This window comes from Pseudoalteromonas sp. NZS127, assembly GCF_015864805.1.
Lineage (GTDB): Bacteria > Pseudomonadota > Gammaproteobacteria > Enterobacterales > Alteromonadaceae > Pseudoalteromonas > Pseudoalteromonas nigrifaciens.
Genome location: NZ_JADYWN010000014.1, coordinates 104110 through 121478 on the forward strand (window position 1 = coordinate 104110; position 17369 = coordinate 121478).

Genomic DNA, 17369 nt, shown 5'->3' on the forward strand with positions numbered 1-17369 from the left:
AGGTAGCGAGGATAAATCATGGGTTATACTGATATTTTCTTAGGAGTTGGTGTTTTCATCGCTATCGTTGTACTACTAGTTTTAGTGATCATTGGTGCTAAATCTCAGTTAGTTGCAAGTGGCGATATCATCATTGGGATTAATGGCGACCCAGACAAAGCCATTAAAACATCAGCAGGTAGCAAGCTATTAGGCGCGCTATCTGAGTCAGGTATTTTCGTATCTTCTGCATGTGGTGGCGGTGGCTCTTGTGGTCAGTGTCGTGTACACATTAAAGAAGGTGGCGGCGATATTCTGCCAACTGAACTTGATCACATTTCTAAAGGTGAAGCCCGTGAAGGCTGTCGTTTAGCGTGTCAGGTAAATGTTAAAAATGACATGGAAATTGAGCTTGAAGAGTCAATTTTCGGTGTTAAAAAATGGGATTGTGAAGTTATCTCTAACGATAACAAAGCAACGTTCATTAAAGAACTTGTACTACAAATTCCAGATGGCGAGTCAGTGCCGTTCCGTGCGGGTGGTTACATCCAAATTGAAGCGCCAGCTCATCATGTTAAATATGCTGATTTCGATGTTCCAGAAGAGTATCGTGGTGATTGGAACCATTTTGGTTTCTTCGACCTGGAGTCAAAAGTAGACGAAGAAACAATTCGTGCTTACTCAATGGCTAACTACCCAGAAGAAGAAGGCATCATTATGCTTAACGTGCGTATTGCTGCTCCACCGCCAAGAAACCTAAGCCTGCCATGTGGTAAAATGTCTTCGTACATTTGGTCACTAACTAAAGGCGATAAAGTAACTATTTCTGGTCCATTTGGTGAGTTCTTCGCTAAAAATACTGACGCAGAAATGATCTTCGTTGGTGGTGGTGCTGGTATGGCGCCAATGCGTTCTCATATCTTTGATCAACTTAAACGTTTGAACTCTAAGCGTAAGATGAGCTTTTGGTATGGTGCACGTTCTAGACGCGAAATGTTCTATGTTGAAGATTTTGACGGCCTAGCTGCTGAAAACGATAACTTCGTTTGGCACACCGCGCTTTCAGATCCGCAAGCAGAAGATAACTGGGAAGGCTACACAGGCTTTATCCATAACGTGTTATTTGAGAACTATCTTAAAGATCACGAAGCCCCTGAAGATTGTGAGTACTACATGTGTGGTCCTCCAATGATGAACGCGGCAGTTATTACTATGCTTAAAGATTTAGGTGTTGAAGACGAGAATATCTTACTAGATGATTTCGGTGGCTAATAGCTAAATGGGTTGAACCTATTTCAATCCTTAAAGGTCAACAAGATCTATATCAAAACAACTTAGTTTTGGTTAAAATATCAGCCTCGTAGCATATTATGCTACGAGGCTTTTTTATTCATAAAGTTTTATTCTTAAATTAATGGAAGTAGGGTTGTGATGAATCGTGTAAGTATTCCCCAAGGCATAATGGCCTTGTTTTTAATATCGCTGATTTTTTTACTTAGTGGATGTAATGAAAAACCACAGCCAGAGAGCTTTTACCTAGAAGGTAAAACAATGGGTACTACTTACCATATTAAATTTTACGATGAGCAGCCTCAGCGCGACGTAGTAGTGCTTAAAGAGGAAGTTGATGCTGTTTTACACGATATAAATCAGTCTATGTCAACGTACATACCTGACTCTGAAATAAACACTTTTAACCGTTTACCAGCCAATGAAGTAATGCCAATAAGTGCAGACTTTAGAGCGGTTGTTACTGAGTCAATTCGATTAGGCGAATCAACTAAAACTCTCGATGTTACTATGGGGCCGCTCATTGATTTATGGGGTTTTGGCCCTAATAAAAAACCAACTAAGCGCCCAAGTGATGCAGCCCTAGCAAAAATGTTGGCAAATATTGGCGTTGATAAACTTACCTTAACCGAGCAAGGTTTGGCTAAAACCGTTGATGGCTTAGAGCTGACGTTTTCGGCAACCGCTAAAGGTTATGGCATAGATAAAGTAGCGCAACTTTTAGAAAGCCATAACATTAGTAACTATATGGTAGAAATTGGTGGCGAGCTGCGTATAAGCGGTGTTAAACCCAATAATCAAGACTGGAAAATAGCCATTGAACAACCTGATGCACAGCCAGGTGAGCGTGAAGTGCATCGAGTTTTAGCGCCCGGTACCAATGGTATTGCTACATCGGGCGATTACCGTATTTTTTATGAAATGGAAGGTGAAACATACAGCCATTTAATCGATCCAGTAACAGGTATGCCTAGCCGTCACGATTTAGTATCGGTAACAGTATTGCACCCAAGTGCTATGACAGCAGACGGGCTTGCAACGGCATTAACCGTAATGGGTATGAAAAAAGCCCAAGCTTATGCACAAAAACATGATTTACCAGTGTATTTAATAGGAAAGTCAGATGAGGGTTTAGTAACATATTCAAGCCCTGCATTTAAGCCATATTTATAACGCTTAGGTTTATATTTTAATCACTAAGGTATATAATAACAGTTGCTCAAATATGTTTGAGCCTAATTTATTGCTGAACAATAGGGGCTAAGCAATGTCACTTTTTCTTCTTACTTTTACTTTACTTATTTTGATTGTGGCAGCGATGGCTGTGGGCATGATTGTACAAAAAAAATCTATGGCTGGTAGTTGTGGTGGCCTAGGTGCCGTAGGTATTGATAAAGCCTGCGATTGCGATGATCCATGTGATAAACGTAAACAGCGCATGGCAAAAGAGCAAGTTTGGAAAGAAAATCAAATTATGTAACGTATTTTTTATTTAAAACATACGTGTAAAAAAAGCCCCCCAATATTTAATTATTGGGGGCTTTTTTATATGCGTTATTAATAGCAGAGTAATAACGCATATAAAACGAAAACTAACTTAAGGCTAATTAAATTGTTATTGAACTGGACGTTGTTTTATCAATATAAATAAGCAAAATTTGATTAGGTATAAAAATTAATGAAGTAAAAATGCTAAATATTTATTATTTTTTCTTGTGCAGCCCACTCGCTTTGTTATACTCATGTTCGAACTTTCAGTAAGTTTTGAAAGTTTGATTGATGCAAATCAATTTCCACTTAGCAAGTTTGTGCTAGTCGGATCTAATTGTATTTAGCAGCTGATTTTAGGCTTGCAGCAGGTGTGATTTGTTATTTTTCATTATTTGCGTATTGAGTTATTTTTGTTATTAGTCATTTAAGTAGGTTAATGTCTTTGAACGCACTATCTTGTAATCATACTAATGTTCAGCTTGCCTTTGGCGAGAGTGCATTGTGTGGGCGCTTGAATAAGGCTGGAAAAGGCGTGTGCGTGGCTATAACATTAGTCGTATTTAATACCCTAATGCTGCTAAGCGGAGCTGCAGAGGATGCATTTAGCCTTGAAGCTTTGTTAAGCGATAACACTTTTGTAGAGCCGTTATTACTAACAATTGCTGAATTTTTAGCTTATCCGATTATTTCTAGCCAGTTACTTATTGGCCTTTGTTGGTTATTGTTTCATACATTTTCAGCACGTCGTGCTGGAATAATCCTCCGTAAAGCAGCCTTTGCTTTTAGCGAGGCTAAAGTTAGCCAACCAGTGCAAGCCGCACATGGTTGTCGTGCTCCACCTAGCTTTACAGGTTGTCTGTAAGGTTACCCCTTGTTATTGGTTTAATTATTTTGTCTTGCTGTAAATAATTAGCCTGTTGTAAACAAAGTAGCTCAGTGTTTTTTAAACACATTTCAGCCAACCACCACTCACCCAAGTTAACTTTTATTACGTTATATAAATGCGTTTAGAAAGCTGGGTTTGTTGCTAGGTCTTTATTGGCATGAGCTTTAGATTTTGAATAGCCCCCTTATTTTTTATAATTTGATATTAGTTAACTTGGGTTTACCGATAAACCGTTGCTTAGCGCTATTTTAAAGCAGCACCTTAGAACTTTTAGGTTTGTAGGATAGTCCCTTGATAATTCGTAACCTCTGTAATATTGCTTTAGCTAGTACAGTACTGGCGTTGTCAGGCTGTAAAGGCGGGATACTCGATCCAAAAGGGCAGATAGGCATTGATGAGAAAAACTTAATCATCATAGCTACTGTGCTTATGTTACTGGTAGTGATCCCCGTTATTGTGATGACTTTATATTTCGCTTGGAAATATAGAGACACACAAACTCATGAAATTTACGCTCCCAAATGGGCTCATTCTAATAAGATTGAAGCTGTTGTGTGGGCTGTTCCTATTGTTATTGTTGTTATTTTAGGTGTTATTACTTGGCAGTCTACGCAAGCGCTAGACCCTTATAAACCAATTGAAGGCAAAGGCAAGCACCTCACTGTAGAAGTGGTATCGCTAAACTGGAAGTGGTTATTTATTTACCCTGAGCAAGGCATTGCTACGGTTAACGAATTAGTGTTTCCGGCAAACGTGCCTGTTGAATATAAAATCACTTCAGAGAGCACCATGAATTCATTTTTTATTCCGCAATTGGGGAGTCAAATATACTCAATGGCTGGCATGGAAACCAAACTGCATTTAATCGCCAATGAACCGGGTACTTTTAAAGGTTTTTCGGCCAATTACAGTGGTGCAGGTTTTACCGGTATGAAGTTTAATGCCATTGCTACTCCTACCCAAGCCGGTTTTGACAAATGGGTAAGCGATATTAAAGCACAAGGTAATAACCTTACTCATGCAAATTATGTTGAGCTGGCTAAAGCGAGCGAAAACAACCAGGTGGCCTATTACGGCGACGTTGAAGCAGGCTTATTTCATACCATAGTGATGAAATATATGGGCGCACACGGCGATATGAATAAAAAGCACCCTGCAATGGGCGAGCATTCAACGCACTCATCTCACAGCCAAGGCGAGGAATAGCCATGTTGTTTTTAGGTAAACTTTCAATGGATGCAATTCCGTTTCATGAACCCATTATTATGGTAACCATGGCCGTTATTGCATTAGCTGGGCTTATTATTGCCGGGCTTATTACAAAATATAAAAAATGGGGCGTGCTGTGGCGCGACTGGATCACCTCGGTTGATCATAAACGCTTAGGCGTAATGTACATTTTATTAGCGTTAATTATGCTATTTCGTGGGTTTTCTGATGCCATTATGATGCGTGCTCAGTTAGCACTTGCTACCAGTGGCGCTCCTGGATATTTGCCACCAGAACATTACGACCAAATATTTACCGCACACGGCGTTATTATGATCATCTTTATGGCCATGCCATTTATGATAGGTTTAATGAATATTATAGTGCCATTGCAAATTGGCGCACGTGATGTCGCTTTTCCATTTTTAAATAACTTAAGCTTTTGGCTTACTGCCAGTGGCGCTATTTTAATTAATATGTCACTTATTTTTGGTGAGTTTGCAAAAACAGGTTGGGTGGCTTATCCACCGCTCTCGGAGCTAACTTTTAGTGCCGGGGTGGGGGTCGACTATTATATATGGGCGCTGCAAATATCAGGGCTTGGCACACTATTAACCGCAGTGAACTTTTTAGTTACCGTGTTTAAAATGCGTGCACCAGGTATGAGCTTAATGAAAATGCCGGTTTTTACTTGGACCTGTACATGGGCTAATATTTTAATTGCCGCATCATTCCCTATTTTAACAGCCGTATTGGCCATGCTAACGCTTGACCGTTATCTCGATTTTCACTTCTTTACCAATGATCTGGGCGGAAACGCCATGATGTACATCAACCTATTTTGGGCGTGGGGTCATCCAGAGGTTTATATTTTAGTGCTGCCAGCATTTGGTGTGTTCTCTGAAATAATTTCTACCTTTACCAGCAAACGTCTATTTGGTTATAAGTCGATGATTTACGCCAGTGGTGCTATCTCTATTTTAGGCTTTATTGTGTGGTTACATCACTTTTTTACCATGGGTTCGAGCGCCAACGTTAATGCGTTTTTTGGGGTAATGACTATGGTTATTGCCGTACCAACCGGGGTTAAGTTGTTTAACTGGTTATTTACTATTTACCGTGGCCGTTTACGTATAACCGTACCCGTATTATGGACGCTTGGCTTTATGGTTACCTTTACCGTAGGTGGCATGACCGGAGTGCTATTAGCAATACCCGGTGCTGACTACGTACTGCATAACAGTTTGTTTTTAATCGCGCATTTTCATAATACTATTATTGGTGGCGCGGTATTTGGCTACCTTGCGGGCTTTGCATTTTGGTTCCCTAAAGCAATGGGATTTAAGCTAAATGAAGGCTGGGGTAAAGGCGCATTTTGGTGTTGGATTATTGGCTTTTTTGTCGCGTTTATGCCGCTGTACGTATTAGGCTTTTTAGGTATGACCCGTCGTTTAAATCACACCAATAACCCAGATTGGAATATTTGGTTATACATAGCTGCAGTAGGCGCAGTCATTATTATGTTTGGTATTATTTGCCAAGTAATTCAATTGTATGTGAGCTTTAGAGACCGCGAAGCACTTGACGATGCTACCGGCGATCCATGGAACGGTCACACGCTTGAATGGTCAACATCGTCACCACCACAGGCTTATAACTTTGCCCAAATACCGCATGTTGACGATATTGATGCCTGGACCGACATGAAAGAAAAAGGCCAAGCTTATCAAGGTAAAATAAGCTATAGCCCAATTCATATGCCTAAAAACACTTCGGCAGGGGTACTTATGGCTGCTAGTTTAACCGCATTTTGTTTTGCCATGATCTGGCATATTTGGTGGTTAGCTGCGGCAGGTTTAGTAGGAGGCATAGCTATATTTATCAAACGTTGTTATGCAAGCGATGTTGACTACTATGTGCAGCCCGACGAAGTAGCACGTATTGAACAAGCACATAACTTAAGTGCCACTATTTTAGCCACTGATAAGGAGCTAAACGCATGAGTACCTTGTCTGTTAGTCAAGAGTCAGTAACTTTAAACTCTGCAATTGTAAATACCAAACAGGATCATGATGCTCACGCGCATCATGATACCTCTAGTAATACTACTTTTGGTTTTTGGCTTTACTTAATGACCGATTGCCTATTGTTTGCCTCGTTTTTTGCTACCTACGCGGTGTTGTTTATGAACACGGCAGGCGGCGTATCGGGTAAAGATATTTTTGAACTCGACTTTGTAGCAGTAGAAACTGCCGCACTGCTTATTAGTAGTATTACCTTTGGTTTTGCGATGATAGCCGCGCAAGGGCAAAAAAAGGCGCTGACCTTAATATGGTTAGCGGTTACTTTTTGTTTAGGTGTGGTGTTTATTAGTATGGAAGTTTACGAATTTAATCACCTAATTGTGCATGGCAATGGTCCACAAAAAAGTGCTTTTTTAACCTCGTTTTTTGCATTAGTTGGCTTGCATGGTTTACACGTAACCGCAGGTTTAATTTGGATGAGTGTAATGATGATTGAAGTTGCTAAACGTGGCTTAGGTAAAGCAACCGTAACGCGTTTAAGCTGCTTAAGCTTGTTTTGGCACTTTTTAGATATTGTGTGGATTTGTGTATTCACCCTAGTTTATTTAATGGGAGCAATGTAATGAGCCACAGCGAAACACATGCTTTAAAGCAAATGCAAAATGAGCATCACCACGATGAATCTCACGGCAGTGTTAAAAGTTATTTAATTGGTTTTGTATTGTCGGTAATTTTAACCGCTATACCATTTTATATGGTAATGAGTGGCGACTTTTCAAAAGCAACCACGCTTTACAGCATTATTACTCTAGCCGTAGTACAAATTTGGGTACATTTAAAATACTTTTTACACCTTAATTTTATTACCGAAGATGGCCGTGCAAGTACCTTCTCGTTTTTATTCAGTGCCCTAATTATTGTTATGGTGGTTGGGCTATCTGTTTGGATTATTTACGAATCTAACGCAATGATGATGTATTAGGAGCTAAAGATGTTTCGTCGTTATTTATCAGTAACTAAGCCAGGTATTATTATGGGTAACTTAATCAGCGTAGCGGGCGGGTTTTTACTAGCCTCCCGCGGTGATATAAACCCATGGCTAATGGTTGCTACCTTAATTGGCTTATCGCTAGTGGTTGCATCAGGTTGTGCTATTAATAATGTGATTGACCGAGATATAGATATTGCCATGGCGCGTACTCGCACCCGGGTAACAGTAACGGGCGAAATGTCTGCAATGGCTGCTTTATGTCATGGGGTGGTATTGGGGATTATAGGCTTTGGTTTATTAATAGCTTATACCACTCCTGCAGCAGTATTTTTTGCCGCCTTTGGTTACTTTATTTATGTAGGGGTTTATAGCCTTTACATGAAGCGTAACTCAGTTTATGGCACTTTTATTGGCAGTTTATCGGGGGCTGTGCCACCGGTTGTTGGTTACTGCGCAGTATCAGGGGAGTTTGATATGGGGGCATTAATTTTACTGGTAATGTTTAGCCTGTGGCAAATGCCGCACTCATACGCCATTGCTATTTTTCGCTTTAAAGATTACCAAGCAGCGGGTATTCCTGTATTACCTGTAGCGCAAGGTATTGATAAAGCAAAACGCCATATTGTGCTTTATATTGCCATATATGCCTTGGTTGTAATGCTGCTACCTATTAGTGGTTATACCGGTGCTGCTTTTATGGCGGTTGCCTGTATTACTAGTTTTTGGTGGCTGTTAATGGCGCTGCGGGGCTATCGTCGTAATATAGATATAAGCGGCTGGGCGCGTCAAGTATTCGCGTTTTCAATTATTAATATTACCGCACTTAGTATTGCTATGGCGGTAGATTATCAAAGCATAGCGCCGCAGTTACTCGTACTTAGTTAATTTAATCATACCTAATTAATACACCTAGTTAATAGTACCGAGTTAATAGTACCGAGTTAATTCCAAAGTTAACAAAGGCTCTGAGATATTCGAGGAGCCTTTTTTCGTTTTAACGCCCGCTGCAATATGTATTTATACCAAAACTCTAAAACTATTAAAAACGTGCTGCTTGCTCAACTACAATGCCATGACGCTGAGCTAAACGCTGGTGATCTCTGTCGTAACCGCCGCCAATAACCGTAGCTACCGGAGTGTTGTGCTCAAGGCAGCGTTTAAGTACGAGATGGTCGCGCTGCTCTATACCTTGCCAGCTAATATCGAGTTTGCCTAAACCGTCTTGTTGCCACACATCAACTCCCGCATCGTACAACACTAAATCGGGGTTTAGCTCTTTGAGCAAAAATTGTAGGGTGTCGTCAACTATGCCTAAATACTCAGCGTCTTGCATATTGTTAGTTAAACCAATATCTAAATCGCTAGGGGATTTACGAAACGGAAAGTTTTTTTCGCAATGAATCGAGCAGGTATACGCATAAGGCTGATGTTGCAGCATGGCTGCGGTGCCATCGCCTTGATGTACGTCTAAATCAAAAATAAGTACATTAGTAACCTCAGCCGACTCAATTAGTGTTTGCGTAGTAAAAGCCAAGTCGTTAACCATGCAATAGCCTGAGCCAAAATCAGTATGCGCGTGGTGTGTACCGCCTGCTAAATGGCATGCCATACCGTGTTTAAGGGCTAAGCGAGCGGTTTGTAGTGTACCTTGTGGGGCTGTAAAGGTACGCGCCATTAGCTCTTTTGACCAAGGTAGACCAATACGGCGCATGGCTTTTTCGTCTAATTGATTATGATATAGGTCGTGAATATAGTTTTCGCAGTGTACTAATTCTAGTGCCTCTGGCGTACCTAATAACGGCTGTACTAAGTTATCGCCAACTAATCCTAACTGCTTAACGTGCTGGTATAAATGTGCAAATTTACTCATTACAAAGCGATGTTTAGGATCAAAGCTAAACGAGTAATTAGGATGATAAACTAACGGCAAGTGAGGATTTAGGGTCATAAAATTCTATTTGTAGTTATAGTTATAAAACAAAAGCCCTACATAAATGCAGGGCTTAATTATTGCCTAGAGCTTAAATTAGCTATTAACCAATCTTTTTGTACTTAATACGCTTAGGTTGAGTTGCCTCAGCACCTAACGTCTTTTTAAGCCACTCTTCGTACTCAGTGTAGTTACCATCAAAGAAGTTAATTTGGCCTTCGTCGCGGTAATCTAAAATATGTGTAGCAATACGATCAAGGAACCAACGGTCATGCGATATACACATTACACAACCAGGAAACTCTAAAATAGCGTTTTCTAGTGCACGTAGTGTTTCAACGTCCAAGTCGTTAGTTGGCTCATCGAGTAGTAACACGTTACCGCCAGCTTTTAATAACTTAGCAAGGTGTAAACGGTTACGTTCACCACCCGATAGGTCTTTAACAAATTTTTGCTGATCGTTACCTTTAAAGTTAAAACGGCTAACGTAAGCACGGCTTGGGAACTCAAAATTACCAATTTTAAGTACGTCTTGCCCGTCAGATATTTCTTGGAAAACAGTTTTGCTTTCGTCCATACCGTCACGGAACTGATCAACCGTTGCAATGTGTACGCTTTCACCTATGGTGATGTTGCCGCTGTCTTGCTGTTGCTCGCCGCTGATCATTTTAAACAGTGTTGATTTACCCGCGCCGTTAGCACCAATAATGCCCACAATGGCACCTTTTGGCATGCTAAAGCTTAAATCGTCGATTAATACACGGTCGCCAAAGCTTTTACGTAAGTTAGTTATTTCAAGCACTTGATCCCCTAAACGTGGGCCAGGCGGAATAAACATTTCGTTGGTTTCGTTACGTTTTTGATAATCAGACTGCTGCATTTCGGTAAACTGCGCCATACGTGCTTTTGACTTAGCTTGGCGGCCTTTAGGGTTTGAACGAACCCATTCAAGCTCTTGCGCAATTGACTTTTGACGTGCTTTTTCAGATTTTTGCTCTTGTTGTAGGCGCGCATCTTTTTGCTCTAACCACGAAGAGTAGTTACCTTCCCATGGAATACCTTCACCACGGTCAAGCTCTAAAATCCAACCTGCTACATTATCTAGGAAGTAACGGTCATGCGTTACCGCCACAACTGTGCCTTCGTAATCGTGTAAGAAGCGCTCTAACCAGGCAACCGACTCAGCGTCTAAGTGGTTAGTTGGCTCATCGAGAATAAGCATGTCTGGTTTTTCAAGTAACAGTCGGCATATAGCAACACGGCGGCGCTCACCACCCGAAAGGTGCTCAATTTTAGCATCCCACTCTGGTAAACGTAGTGCATCGGCAGCGCGCTCTAAAACATTGTCTATGTTGTGACCATCGTGCGCTTGAATAACCGCTTCAAGCTCGCCTTGCTCTTTTGCAAGTGCGTCAAAGTCAGCGTCTTCCATGGCGTATTCGTTATACACTTCGTCAAGGCGTTTAAGCGCGTATTTAACTTCGCCAACAGCTTGCTCAACGATTTCGCGTACGGTTTTGCTTTCGTCTAAAACAGGTTCTTGCGGTAAGTAACCAATTTTAGTGCCTGGTTGTGGAAAGGCATCACCTTCAAAGTCTTGGTCAACACCGGCCATAATACGTAGCAATGTTGATTTACCAGAGCCGTTTAAACCAAGCACACCAATTTTAGCGCCCGGGAAAAAGTGTAACGAGATGTCTTTTAAGATAGTGCGCTTAGGTGGCACAACCTTAGAAACTCGACTCATCGAGAATATAAATTTATCAGGTAAAACCATGGAAAAAACCTTCAAATAATAATAAAAATTACAATGCTCTATTGTAGTGGTTGACGGGTAAGGCAGTCAACGAATGGCCAATTTTAAACCGACAAACAAACTATAAAGTGCGCAAAAACGATTATAAAATAGGATGAAAAAATTTCATTTGGATATTTAGACATCTATACATCTATTGGTTGATATTTTTTCTTATCTGTTCATAATAAGTTTTCGGTTTTGATGAATAGGAGTAAAAGGATGCCAATTACAGTAAAAGACGAGCTACCAGCTATTGCTCGCCTGCGCCAAGAAAACGTATTTGTAATGCCACAAACTCGTGCAAAAACGCAAGAAATTCGCCCCATGCGTTTGGCTATTCTTAACTTAATGCCTAATAAAGTTGAAACCGAAGTACAGTTTATTCGTTTGCTTGCCAATTCGCCCTTGCAAGTAAATGTAGAACTACTGCGTCTAGACACTCATCGCAGTAGCAGTAATTCAGAGCAGCACCTAGACACCTTTTATCGTTATTTTTCAGAAGTAAAAAACAATAACTACGATGCATTAATAGTTACCGGCGCGCCGCTAGCGCATTTAGAGTACCAGGATGTAGCTTATTGGGATGAGTTTACCGCAATTTTAGATTGGGCTGAGCAGCATGTTACGTCTACACTTTTTTCGTGTTGGGCAGCGCATGCAGCGCTTTATCATCATTATAAAATAAAGCGCGATTTAAAAACCGATAAACTGTGTGGCGTATTTACGCACCAATGTTATTTTGAACATGGGGCGTTAACGCGCGGCTTTGACGACACCTTTTTAGTACCGCATTCGCGTTATGGTCATGTAGATGTAAATAAAATAAATGCTTGCAATGAACTAGTCGTGCTAGCGGGTTCTGAGAAAGTAGGTGCTTACTTAGTTAAAAATAAGTCGGGCAGCCAAGTGTTTATTACCGGCCACCCAGAGTATGATGCCGACTCGTTAAAAGCTGAATACCAACGCGATTGCGAAAAAAGCGACAATGCGCCCAAACCCGAAAATTACTTTCCAGATGACGATGCAACTAAACAACCTTCAAAAACGTGGCAAAGCCATGCTTTTTTACTTTTTTCGAACTGGTTAAATTATTACGTGTACCAAACTACACCCTATGATATTAATTTAGTTAGCCAAGACGTAAGGACTAACAACTATGCCGAATAACCCTCTTAATAATGACCAAAATAAGCACGACGAACTAAGTGCAGCGTTAAAAGAGCGAATTTTAATTTTAGACGGCGCTATGGGCACTATGATCCAAGCACACCAATTAGAAGAGCAAGACTATCGCGGTGAGCGCTTTAAAGATTGGCATGTACTTATTCGCGGTAATAACGATTTACTAAGCCTTACGCAGCCTAAAATAATTACCGATATTCATCGTAGCTTTTTAGCTGCCGGTGCCGATATTATCGAAACCAATACCTTTAACTCCACCACCATTTCGATGGAAGATTACGACATGGCTAATCTAAGCCGTGAAATAAACCTAGAGTCGGCAAAATTGGCACGGCTACTTTGCGATGAGTTTAGTGCTAAAACACCCGAAAAACCACGTTATGTAGCAGGCGTACTTGGGCCAACATCAAAAACTTGCTCATTGTCGCCAGATGTAAACGATCCGGGTTATCGTAATGTTACCTTTGATCGTTTAGTTACTGCCTATGTAGAATCGACCTTGGCACTGATGGAAGGTGGCGCCGATATTATTTTAATCGAAACCATATTCGACACCCTCAATGCTAAAGCTGCATCGTTTGCAGTAGAGGAAGCGTTTGAGCAAGCAGGGCGCACATTACCAGTTATGATCTCCGGCACTATTACCGATGCCTCTGGGCGTACGCTTTCGGGGCAAACTACCGAAGCCTTTTATAACTCTATTCGCCATATTAAACCGCTTTCTATTGGCCTTAACTGCGCCTTAGGCCCAGATTTACTGCGCCAATATGTGCAAGAGTTGTCGCGTGTATGCGAAACCTTTACCTCAGTGCATCCCAATGCAGGCTTGCCTAACGAATTTGGTGGCTACGACCTAGAAGCAAAAGAAATGGCAACAGAAATTATTGATTGGGGTAAGTCGGGCTTTATTAATATTGTAGGTGGTTGCTGCGGCACCACACCTGCGCATATTCGCGCCTTTGCTAAAGGTTTAGCGGGCGTTAAACCACGCCAGTTGCCAGAAATTGAAGTACGCATGCGTTTATCGGGCCTCGAAGCCTGTAACCTAAATTAAGGAGCCGCCAACATGACTCAAAAAATAGCAGTATTTACTAATGTCGGCGAACGTACCAATGTAACCGGCTCTGCCATGTTTAAACGTTTGATCATGGAAGAAGACTATGAAACCGCGTTAACAGTTGCTCGAGAACAAGTAGAAAACGGCGCGCAGGTAATTGATATAAACATGGACGAAGCCATGTTGGACTCAAAAGCCGCCATGGTTAAGTTTTTAAATTTAATTGCCTCAGAACCCGATATTTCTCGCGTACCTATCATGGTCGACTCCTCTAAATGGGAAGTAATAGAAGCCGGTTTAAAGTGCATTCAAGGCAAAGCCATTGTTAACTCAATTTCGTTAAAAGAAGGCGAAGAGCCGTTTATTCGTCAAGCCAAAACCATTAAACGTTTTGGTGCAGCGGCTGTAGTTATGGCCTTTGACACCGACGGCCAAGCCGCTACCGCCGATAGAAAGTTTGAAATATGTGAGCGCAGCTACAAAATATTAGTAGAAGAAGTTGGCTTTGCGCCCGAAGACATTATTTTTGACCCAAATATATTTGCTGTAGCCACAGGGATAGAAGAGCACGACAACTACGCGGTCGAATTTATTGAAGGCACACGGCGCATAAAGCAAAACTTGCCGCACTGTAAAGTGTCGGGTGGGGTGTCGAATGTGTCGTTTTCGTTTCGCGGTAATAACCCAGTACGTGAAGCCATTCACTCAGTATTTTTATATCACGCTATTCAAGCGGGTATGGATATGGGGATTGTTAACGCGGGGCAACTGGCGGTTTACGACGACATACCAGAAGAACTACGCAAAGCCGTTACAGACGTAATACTCAACACCGATCCAGGTGCAGGCGAGCGTTTAGTAGAGCTTGCGCCTAAGTACTCAGGCATGGCACAAGCTGAGCGCGTTGAAGATTTAGAATGGCGCAGTTGGAGCGTTGAAAAACGCCTTGAACATGCCCTTGTTAAAGGTATAACTACCTTTATAGACGAAGACACCGAAGAGTGCCGCGCAGCTGCCGCTAAACCTATTCACGTAATTGAAGGTCCGTTAATGGACGGCATGAACGTAGTAGGTGACTTATTTGGTGCAGGTAAAATGTTTTTACCACAAGTAGTTAAATCGGCCCGTGTAATGAAGCGCGCCGTAGCTTACCTAGATCCCTACATTGAGCTTGAGAAAGAAGAAGGTTCAACCAACGGCAAAATTGTAATGGCCACAGTAAAAGGCGACGTACACGATATAGGTAAAAACATTGTTGGCGTAGTACTGCAATGTAATAACTACGAAGTAATCGACTTAGGCGTAATGGTGCCTGCTGATAAAATACTGCAAACCGCAATCGATGAAAAAGCCGATATTATTGGTTTATCGGGGCTAATTACCCCATCGCTTGACGAAATGGTACACGTAGCCAAAGAAATGAAACGCCGTGGTTTTGAACTGCCGCTGTTAATTGGTGGTGCTACTACATCAAAAGCGCACACCGCCGTTAAAATTGAGCCACAGTACGATAAAGGCGTAGTGTATGTAAGTAACGCCAGCCGTGCAGTGGGTGTAGTTTCAAACTTATTATCGAAAGAGCACAAAAGTGACTTTTTAGAAAAAACACAAGCCGAGTACGTGAAAGTACGCGAGCAACAAGCGCGTAAAAAACCACGCTCAAAACCAGTGACAATTCAGCGTGCTCGCGATAACGCTGCAAAACTCGATTGGGATAACTACACACCACCAGTGCCTAAACAGCTTGGCGTGCAAGAGTTTAAAAATGTATCTATAGCTACGCTGCGTAAATACATAGATTGGACGCCATACTTTATGACCTGGTCAATCGCCGGTAAATACCCGCGCATAATGACCGATGAAGTAGTTGGCGAGCAAGCGCAAAGCTTATTTAAAGACGCCAACGACATGTTAGACGACCTTGAAAAAGCAGGCAGCTTGCAACCACTGGGTGTAATTGGTTTATTTCCGGCAAACCGCGTTGGCGACGACATAGAAATATACACAGACGAAACACGCAAAGAGGTGTTAACTACCTCGTGCCATTTACGCCAGCAAACCGAAAAAACCGATTTTGCTAACTACTGCCTAGCTGATTATATAGCCCCAAAAGGTACGCCAGATTACTTTGGCGCATTTGCAGTAACGGGGGGGGTGGAAGAAGACGACCTAGCTAATGCGTTTGACGCCCAGCAAGACGACTACAACAAAATAATGATTAAAGCCGTTGCCGACAGGCTCGCCGAAGCGTTTGCCGAGTATTTACACGAGCAAGTACGTAAAGAATACTGGGGTTTTGCACCAGATGAAAACTTAGGAAACGATGAGCTAATACGTGAAAACTACCAAGGTATTCGCCCTGCGCCAGGCTACCCAGCGTGCCCAGAACACACCGAGAAAAAGAAAATTTGGCAGTTGCTCGACACCGAAAAACGTATTGGCATGCAGCTAACCAGCTCGTACGCCATGTGGCCAGGGGCGGCCGTTTCGGGCTGGTATTTCTCACACCCAGAGGCAAAATACTACGCAGTAGCAGCGGTACAAAAGGATCAGGTTGAAGATTACGCTAAACGAACCAATATGACGCTGGAAGAAGCTGAAAGGTGGCTATCGCCTAACTTAGGGTATGATCCGGAATAGAGCGGAGCGGTCAGTTATCAGTAAAACAAAAACGAGCCAAATTTGGCTCGTTTTTAACAACTATTGTGACCAATTAATTCAGTGTCTAGAATTAATTGGCCACAACACATTAATTTTATTGTTCAATTTTTTAGATTAGTTTTTGGGTTGGCCACCAAGACAAATCAGTTCATTGGCTTCTTCTTTGCTCAAGTCACTTAGGAGTAAATCTAAGGTGATCTCAGTGCGTCGTTGGGCTGAACCAAACTTGTCAAAACCACCACACTTCACGGTGTCAATTTTTACCAGTGCGATAGTTTGGCTGTTGTCTTTTATCTCAATGTTCAAATAGCGCATATAACTAGCCATGTCCCACCACCAGTTTGCAGAGTAAGTCAGCTTAGGGTTATTTGTTACGTTAGAGTTAGACTGTGAAATATCGACAATTTGATATTTAAAGCCGTATTTATCTAACTTGCCAGCAATGATATGTTTAATTGAATCTTTAGTTTTACCATCATCGATTATTTGTATATTTTTGTTTGTTAAACTTTTTGAATCTAGTTTTTGAAGCTCAACAATTGCATTGTTAGCACAACCAGAGAGTAACAATATTGTAGATATAGCGGTGAAGCATCTTAACATTAAATTAATTTCCAATAATTATATAGATCTTATAAATAATACCATGGTAAAAATTGAACAGACACCCATCTTAATATTTGTAATATCAGTGTAATTAACTATGCTCTTTTTAGTGCAATAATTAAGCAGGGTGTCACATGGCTATCACAAGAAAACGTCAGGTTAGTTTGGTCGATACAAAATACTACCACTGTATTTCGCGCTGTGTACGCCGTGCATTTTTATGCGGCGTAGACAACTTTACTAATCAATCGTATGAACATCGCAG

General features: G+C 41.5%; 15 protein-coding genes and 1 pseudogene. 13 read left to right on the top strand and 3 right to left on the bottom strand.

From position 1 onward, the window contains the following. Nucleotides 1-18 precede the first annotated feature (18 nt). The 9 genes from nqrF to cyoE all read left to right on the top strand — a co-directional run bounded on the left by nqrF (nt 19) and on the right by cyoE (nt 8755). Nucleotides 19-1251 (top strand): NADH:ubiquinone reductase (Na(+)-transporting) subunit F, encoded by a 1233-nt coding sequence (nqrF, locus tag I6E78_RS13270; protein WP_011328893.1) that lies wholly within the window; start codon nt 19-21, stop codon nt 1249-1251. A 159-nt stretch (nt 1252-1410) separates the two neighbouring features. Next, on the top strand, nt 1411-2442 hold the full coding sequence (locus I6E78_RS13275) for an FAD:protein FMN transferase (RefSeq protein ID WP_193039045.1): 1032 nt from the start codon (nt 1411-1413) through the stop codon (nt 2440-2442). 94 nt (nt 2443-2536) lie between these two features. Beyond that, a complete protein-coding gene (nqrM, locus tag I6E78_RS13280) occupies nt 2537-2749 on the top strand; it encodes a (Na+)-NQR maturation NqrM (protein ID WP_011328891.1) in 213 nt (70 codons plus the stop codon). A gap of 453 nt (nt 2750-3202) precedes the next feature. Next, a complete protein-coding gene (locus I6E78_RS13285) occupies nt 3203-3622 on the top strand; it encodes a hypothetical protein (RefSeq protein ID WP_041454755.1) in 420 nt (139 codons plus the stop codon). Between the two features lie 315 nt (nt 3623-3937). Then, the gene (gene cyoA / locus I6E78_RS13290; protein ID WP_086993897.1) at nt 3938-4852 is read left to right on the top strand and encodes a ubiquinol oxidase subunit II; all 915 of its coding nucleotides are present in this window, start codon (nt 3938-3940) and stop codon (nt 4850-4852) included. A 2-nt stretch (nt 4853-4854) separates the two neighbouring features. Then, a complete protein-coding gene (cyoB, locus tag I6E78_RS13295; protein ID WP_197182681.1) occupies nt 4855-6858 on the top strand; it encodes a cytochrome o ubiquinol oxidase subunit I in 2004 nt (667 codons plus the stop codon). Beyond that, a complete protein-coding gene (gene cyoC, locus I6E78_RS13300) occupies nt 6855-7502 on the top strand; it encodes a cytochrome o ubiquinol oxidase subunit III (RefSeq protein ID WP_011328886.1) in 648 nt (215 codons plus the stop codon). The genes cyoB and cyoC overlap by 4 nt, the downstream gene beginning before the upstream one ends. Beyond that, nucleotides 7502-7861 carry a cytochrome o ubiquinol oxidase subunit IV gene (cyoD, locus tag I6E78_RS13305; RefSeq protein WP_011328885.1) on the top strand — a complete coding sequence of 120 codons (360 nt, stop codon included), beginning with the start codon at nt 7502-7504 and terminating at the stop codon, nt 7859-7861. Before cyoC ends, cyoD begins: the two co-directional genes overlap by 1 nt. A gap of 9 nt (nt 7862-7870) precedes the next feature. Continuing rightward, complete coding sequence (cyoE, locus tag I6E78_RS13310) at nt 7871-8755, top strand: heme o synthase (RefSeq protein ID WP_089368635.1); 885 nt, start codon at nt 7871-7873, stop codon at nt 8753-8755. Nucleotides 8756-8909: 154 nt separating this feature from the next. Here cyoE and I6E78_RS13315 read toward each other — a convergent pair whose 3' ends face one another. After that, nucleotides 8910-9818: a histone deacetylase family protein gene (locus I6E78_RS13315; protein ID WP_197182682.1), complete on the bottom strand. Its 909-nt coding sequence runs from the start codon at nt 9816-9818 to the stop codon at nt 8910-8912. An 85-nt stretch (nt 9819-9903) separates the two neighbouring features. Further along, nucleotides 9904-11577: an energy-dependent translational throttle protein EttA gene (ettA, locus tag I6E78_RS13320; protein ID WP_011328882.1), complete on the bottom strand. Its 1674-nt coding sequence runs from the start codon at nt 11575-11577 to the stop codon at nt 9904-9906. Nucleotides 11578-11817: 240 nt separating this feature from the next. Between ettA and metA the strand changes: the two genes are divergently transcribed. From metA to metH, 3 genes are read left to right on the top strand one after another with little or no spacing between them, the layout of a single operon-like run. Then, a complete protein-coding gene (gene metA / locus I6E78_RS13325; RefSeq protein WP_011328881.1) occupies nt 11818-12765 on the top strand; it encodes a homoserine O-acetyltransferase MetA in 948 nt (315 codons plus the stop codon). After that, the gene (locus I6E78_RS13330) at nt 12755-13834 is read left to right on the top strand and encodes a homocysteine S-methyltransferase family protein (RefSeq protein WP_197182683.1); all 1080 of its coding nucleotides are present in this window, start codon (nt 12755-12757) and stop codon (nt 13832-13834) included. Before metA ends, I6E78_RS13330 begins: the two co-directional genes overlap by 11 nt. A gap of 12 nt (nt 13835-13846) precedes the next feature. After that, nucleotides 13847-16477, top strand: a complete 2631-nt coding sequence (metH, locus tag I6E78_RS13335) for a methionine synthase (RefSeq protein WP_197182684.1) — start codon at nt 13847-13849, stop codon at nt 16475-16477. Between the two features lie 135 nt (nt 16478-16612). On the opposite strand, the gene I6E78_RS13340 is transcribed toward metH, so the two are convergent. Then, nucleotides 16613-17101 carry an Sbal_3080 family lipoprotein gene (locus tag I6E78_RS13340; RefSeq protein ID WP_011328878.1) on the bottom strand — a complete coding sequence of 163 codons (489 nt, stop codon included), beginning with the start codon at nt 17099-17101 and terminating at the stop codon, nt 16613-16615. A gap of 137 nt (nt 17102-17238) precedes the next feature. Between I6E78_RS13340 and I6E78_RS13345 the strand changes: the two are divergent. Then, a pseudogene (locus I6E78_RS13345) lies at nt 17239-17369 on the top strand (transposase); the annotation flags it as partial.

Excerpts from the sequence above, each read along its gene's own strand:
- metA (WP_011328881.1), top strand. The coding sequence starts at position 11,818 with ATGCCAATTACAGTAAAAGACGAGCTACCAGCTATTGCTCGCCTGCGC.
- cyoD (WP_011328885.1), top strand. The coding sequence starts at position 7,502 with ATGAGCCACAGCGAAACACATGCTTTAAAGCAAATGCAAAATGAGCAT.
- I6E78_RS13275 (WP_193039045.1), top strand. The coding sequence starts at position 1,411 with ATGAATCGTGTAAGTATTCCCCAAGGCATAATGGCCTTGTTTTTAATA.
- metH (WP_197182684.1), top strand. The coding sequence starts at position 13,847 with ATGACTCAAAAAATAGCAGTATTTACTAATGTCGGCGAACGTACCAAT.
- nqrF (WP_011328893.1), top strand. The coding sequence starts at position 19 with ATGGGTTATACTGATATTTTCTTAGGAGTTGGTGTTTTCATCGCTATC.
- cyoC (WP_011328886.1), top strand. The coding sequence starts at position 6,855 with ATGAGTACCTTGTCTGTTAGTCAAGAGTCAGTAACTTTAAACTCTGCA.
- cyoE (WP_089368635.1), top strand. The coding sequence starts at position 7,871 with ATGTTTCGTCGTTATTTATCAGTAACTAAGCCAGGTATTATTATGGGT.
- I6E78_RS13330 (WP_197182683.1), top strand. The coding sequence starts at position 12,755 with ATGCCGAATAACCCTCTTAATAATGACCAAAATAAGCACGACGAACTA.
- nqrM (WP_011328891.1), top strand. The coding sequence starts at position 2,537 with ATGTCACTTTTTCTTCTTACTTTTACTTTACTTATTTTGATTGTGGCA.
- I6E78_RS13340 (WP_011328878.1), bottom strand. The coding sequence starts at position 17,101 with ATGTTAAGATGCTTCACCGCTATATCTACAATATTGTTACTCTCTGGT.
- I6E78_RS13315 (WP_197182682.1), bottom strand. The coding sequence starts at position 9,818 with ATGACCCTAAATCCTCACTTGCCGTTAGTTTATCATCCTAATTACTCG.
- cyoB (WP_197182681.1), top strand. The coding sequence starts at position 4,855 with ATGTTGTTTTTAGGTAAACTTTCAATGGATGCAATTCCGTTTCATGAA.
- ettA (WP_011328882.1), bottom strand. The coding sequence starts at position 11,577 with ATGGTTTTACCTGATAAATTTATATTCTCGATGAGTCGAGTTTCTAAG.